Raw genomic sequence first — 4,546 nt, 5'->3', positions numbered from 1 at the left:
GAAATAGCTACTTTAGCAATGTGCCTATCAAACGGGTAATTGTTAATTTTTCCTTTGACTAAGTTAAACTTCAATGCAGGGACAATCATCGGTTTGCCTTCTTTAAAGGTAATTTCCGAATCCTGTACATTTGCGCCGTTAACTGTCATTAACAAGTCTTGAGCCGGGTAAGTTGGCCCTTTTTTATAAATACCTTTGAGTTCAAACTGCAAGCGGGCTTCTAATTCGTTCTTAATGGGATCAACGGCAATTACCGTCATTTTGACCTCAACCAAGCCTTTGGACGCTACAGCGCTTTCTGGAGATGGATTGTAAGGCTCTTGGGCATTAGCATTGTGAGAGTAAATAGATAGGATTATTGCGAAAATTGCGAGGAAAGTGCCAATTAAAATAAGTATTTTTCTAAAATTAAATGTGTTAATAGTTTGCATTTATTATGATATTTTACATCTTGAATAGTTGTTAGCACTCCCGGCAATCCACCAGGGGTTTAAACCCCTGGCTCATAGCTAAAGTCTGTTGAAACCGACTAAAGAAACTCGATCAATAATAAATGTTAGTTTTAGTCCTATTTTAGAGGACTTTCGCTGTGAGCCGGGGGTTAAAAACCGCCGGCGGGCTGTGGCGCTCATCGGCGCAAGAACCAGGCGAATCAACGGGCCACTACGAACCGATAGGAAGCAGTACATTTGGTGTGAAACTTCCGTGCAAACCGTAGGGAATGTGCTGTTTTAAATGCAAGCGCGCTAGGGGTCCTTTGGTGATGTCGCGAGCATCTAAAATCACTAAGGTCGATCGATGATGAGCTGCATCATACATTAAAAGCAGGAGCCAGCCGTCATCCTCAGCAACAGCATCGGGACGCAGAACAAACACAGGTTCCCCCGCAAAACCACGCGGTGCCGCACTCCAAATTTGCCTTTCACCAGTCAGGAAATCCATTTTCAGGATAGCTTGCAAAGGGGCATTCCCCGTGGGAGCATCAGCAGCACCGATGTAAAGATATCGGTAAGGTTGTCCGACATTATTGGGATGCAAAGTTGGAAACTCGCAGCACCTAGTTTCAACAACTTGATGCTGAACGGTTTGGTCTTGCAAATTTAACTTAAACCTCCACAATTCCCCTGCTGGAACGCTCTCAAAATCAACCTCGCGAAAATCGCCGTCCGCCTCTACAGTGGGAAATGATTCGTAACAAACTGAGTCAACAAAAACTTCGTCTCCTTCTTCCCATGCGTTGCAGTGGTGGAAGACAAAACAAGGTTCAGTTTCTAATATCTTCACCTCGTCAGTGCCGTTGCGGGGAATTAAAATTGCTTGCGTTGGCTTGTTTGGCGAAAATTGAATGCACTGGGAGGGACTCCGCAATCCTAACACGAATGGTAGAGGATTGAAGCTGACGGGATTTTGGAAAAATATACAGTAATTCGGGGTAATTACCATGTCGTGCAGGAAGGCAAAACCCGGTATTGCATGGGCGTGACGCTGCAAAAGTTTGCCGCTTTCGTCGAGTTCGTAAATCGTGATGGTACTCGACAAACCGGGCTTGACGGAAAAGTTTACTAATCTGTCTCCTTTGCTATTTTTCCCTTTTTCTATTCTGGGGTGGGCAGCGAAGGCTTCACCCGGTTCCAAGATGCCGTCTAGGGTATCTAAGCCGAGTGTTTCTAGGGTGCGGGGGTCGAGTCTGTAGGGCTGTGCTGCTTCCCAAAGCGCTAGCAGTTTGTCGCCCCAATAAATGATGTTGGTGTTGGCAATGTTTTTGATTTTGACATCAAAGATGTTGGCTAGCCAACCCCCTGGCTTCTGTGTGCCGAAAACGCCTCGGTGGAGAATTTTTCCGGCTTCTTGTTCGGCGAGATAGCCTTCTGTGCGGACGAATCGGTTGCGGAAATGGGCGCGGCCTTCGGATATTGCGATCGCACAAACCATCCCGTCACCGTCAAACGGGTGGTGGATGCGTTGGCCGTTGACCTCTAATAATCCGGGCCCGTTGCGAAAGAATGTGCCTTGCAAGTCGGCGGGGATTTCGCCTTCTATGTCGTCAATCCAGTAGTCGGATTCGTTGGGTTGGGATTCGTACCCGCGCTGCCAGTCTGTGCGATCGTATGATACGTTTTGGGCGGCTGTTTGAGGTGGGGAAAGTTGTAAGTTTTGCATTGGTGTTACGGGAGCGAATTTTTTAACTGCAGAGAACACAGAGGGCGCAGAGAGAAGGCAATCGGATAATTGGGAAACACAGTTAAATTCATCCGTGTACCCGTGTCAAAATCTGTGTGTGTTTGCCTTTATTTGCTGTCTGCGGTGCGGCTTTGTGACCTTACTGTCGGTACTAAGTCGGGAAAGTATTCGGGCATGAAATGCTGTCCACCTGGTTTGGAACTGCCCATTTCTGGTTCTAATACGGGAAGAGACTTTTGAGCATTTGGATCGGCGCTTTCTGTACTATCGGCCGGCAGCCAATTTAAAAACGGTAGGGGCAGAAGTGTGGACAGGTTTGTGATGACAATTAGCAGCCAGAGGTTATCGAAATTGCGATCGGTAATTCCTAGCAAGTGGGTCAAAAGTGCGCCGCCTTCGTGAGACAAAAGTCCTGCTAAATTTGTGATTGACATCAGCAGCGCAAATAAAGTTGCTTCCACGCCTCTTGGACACAACCGGGCGGAGAGTACCAGCACTGGCATATAAGCAATTTGTCCGATTACTGTCAGAATCAGGCTGTCTCCGATGCTGAACCATTGATCGTCAATTCCTAAAGCTCGGTTGGCATGAGTTACTAATAATAAAGTAGTCATGCCCAAAGCAGCCGCAATGACCGTTGACCAGCCAAAAATTACTCGAAATGGAACTGTTTTGAGGAAGCGCTGAAACAGCCAGATGCCCGCAAGGGCGGCAATGCTGGTAACGAGGCGAACTCGACCGATAAATTCTGGTTGAAACCCTAATTCGTTGGTGGTGAAAAAGAAGAAGGCGGAGTCTGAGCTTGGGGTGGCTTGCCACAGGAACAGAAATGCGGTGGGCAGCCAAATTGTTTTTTGGGTAACAGCTTGCCGTAGTTGTTTTAATTGGTCTTTGACAGTTTCAAAGTCGGTTCTTTTGTTGGTTTTTTCTTCGACAATTAACCAAGCTGTTGCTGATACAATTAGCGGGAAAGATGCGGTGATTAAAAATATTGTGTGGGTGCTGAATTGTTGCAGCAATGAACCGCTGAGGTAGGCGGTAATTAGTCCACCCAGGGCTGAAGCGCCCCAAGACAAGGATTGCAGGGAACCGGCGTCGGTAACCGATTCTTTTCTGGCCCTTTCGACTACCAGGGAGTCGGCGATTACGTCGCTGACGGCGAGGGAGAGGGAACTCAGGGCAATCGCGCCTGTAGCTGCCAGCGGTGTGTGTACAATTGTTGCGAGGCTCACCCATGCTAAGGTTCCCAGCAGCCCGGAGAGGACGATGTAAGGGCGTCTGCGGTAGCCGAATATCGGCAAGCCGTCGGACATGAACCCGAACACGGGTTTGATAATCCAAGGCAGGGCTACGACGCCCAGCATGGCCGAGACTTCTGCCGGACTCATGCCGAGTTCGTCTTTGAGAAAGAAGCTGACGGCTAAGCGGGCTAGTCCGAGAATGCCTTGGACGAAGTAAATCAGTAAGATGGCTATAAGTTCGGGGGTTGGCTCATTCCCAAAGAATACTTTTTCTTTTAAAGATTCTTTGAGTTTGCTGACGCCGGAGGGGGAAACGAGCATTTGAGCAATATTTCTTAATGAATCTCAATATTTATAACACATTCTTAATGAGTTGGGGGAACTGTCGGAAGTGGGAGGCGAGAGTGGCGGGGATCTGGTAAGTGCTATAAAATTGTATTTATCTTGAATTTAAGCGTGTTTTGTAATAATAAAAACAGAAAAACGAACCGCGAAGGCGCGTTAGGCGAAGCCGCGCGTAAACCCTAGGACGCCAAGCAAGAGAAAGAAGAAAAAACTCACAACTGCTCTCAGCTTTGTTATATGATTATTGAGCCTAAAAATGTGCCGGAAATTACGGGTTCTAAGTACCCTCAGCAATTCCAATCTGCTGTTGCGGGGAGAGTTAAAAAACGCTTGGGCGATGCTGCCGGATTGCAGAATTTTGGGGTAAATTGGGTGAGACTTGCGCCGGGAAGTTGTTCTGCCCTCAGGCATTGGCATACCCGTCAAGATGAGTTAATCTATGTTCTGGAAGGGGAAGTTACTCTAATTACAAATTCGGGAGAGCAAGTGCTGACACCGGGTATGGCGGCGGGTTTTCGGGCGGGGGATTCAGATGGGCATCATTTAGTTAACAGCTCGAATGCAGATGTTGTTTATCTCGAAATTGGCGATCGCACTCTGGGAGATAGTGCCGAATATCCCGATGACGATCTAATTGCGAAAGCTAACGGCAAGAGTTGGATTTTTACTCGCAAAAATGGCGAGGTTTATGAGAGTTGAAAATTTATGAGTCAAGTGAATCTTTGGACTTCAGCGGAACACGCTTTGTGGTATCTTGCTAAAGCTGATGGAATTCCTCA

The 4,546-nt window shown here is 47.4% G+C and carries 4 protein-coding genes; 1 reads left to right on the top strand and 3 read right to left on the bottom strand.

Features of this window, described 5'->3' with window-relative positions; genetic code table 11:
- The 3 genes from QUA38_RS27500 to QUA38_RS27490 form a co-directional block, all read right to left on the bottom strand.
- The coding region (locus QUA38_RS27500) for a DUF4436 family protein (RefSeq protein ID WP_333167490.1) at nucleotides 1-431 on the bottom strand (431 nt) is incomplete at its 3' end.
- Nucleotides 432-663: 232 nt separating this feature from the next.
- On the bottom strand, nucleotides 664-2,160 hold the full coding sequence (locus QUA38_RS27495) for a carotenoid oxygenase family protein (RefSeq protein ID WP_333167488.1): 1,497 nt from the start codon (nucleotides 2,158-2,160) through the stop codon (nucleotides 664-666).
- Nucleotides 2,161-2,288: 128 nt separating this feature from the next.
- On the bottom strand, nucleotides 2,289-3,743 hold the full coding sequence (locus QUA38_RS27490) for a folate/biopterin family MFS transporter (RefSeq protein ID WP_333167486.1): 1,455 nt from the start codon (nucleotides 3,741-3,743) through the stop codon (nucleotides 2,289-2,291).
- A gap of 261 nt (nucleotides 3,744-4,004) precedes the next feature.
- On the opposite strand from QUA38_RS27490, the gene QUA38_RS27485 reads away from it, so the two are divergent.
- Complete coding sequence (locus tag QUA38_RS27485; RefSeq protein WP_333167484.1) at nucleotides 4,005-4,466, top strand: cupin domain-containing protein; 462 nt, start codon at nucleotides 4,005-4,007, stop codon at nucleotides 4,464-4,466.
- Nucleotides 4,467-4,546: the final 80 nt, after the last annotated feature.

It is taken from the genome of Microcoleus sp. Pol12B4 (assembly GCF_036701385.1).
In the GTDB taxonomy this organism is placed as follows: Bacteria; Cyanobacteriota; Cyanobacteriia; order Cyanobacteriales; family Microcoleaceae; genus Microcoleus.
This window is presented reverse-complemented; position numbering and strand designations above follow the sequence as displayed.

Coding starts and splice junctions, on each gene's coding strand:
- QUA38_RS27495 (WP_333167488.1), bottom strand. CDS start 2,160: ATGCAAAACTTACAACTTTCCCCACCTCAAACAGCCGCCCAAAACGTA.
- QUA38_RS27490 (WP_333167486.1), bottom strand. CDS start 3,743: ATGCTCGTTTCCCCCTCCGGCGTCAGCAAACTCAAAGAATCTTTAAAA.
- QUA38_RS27485 (WP_333167484.1), top strand. CDS start 4,005: ATGATTATTGAGCCTAAAAATGTGCCGGAAATTACGGGTTCTAAGTAC.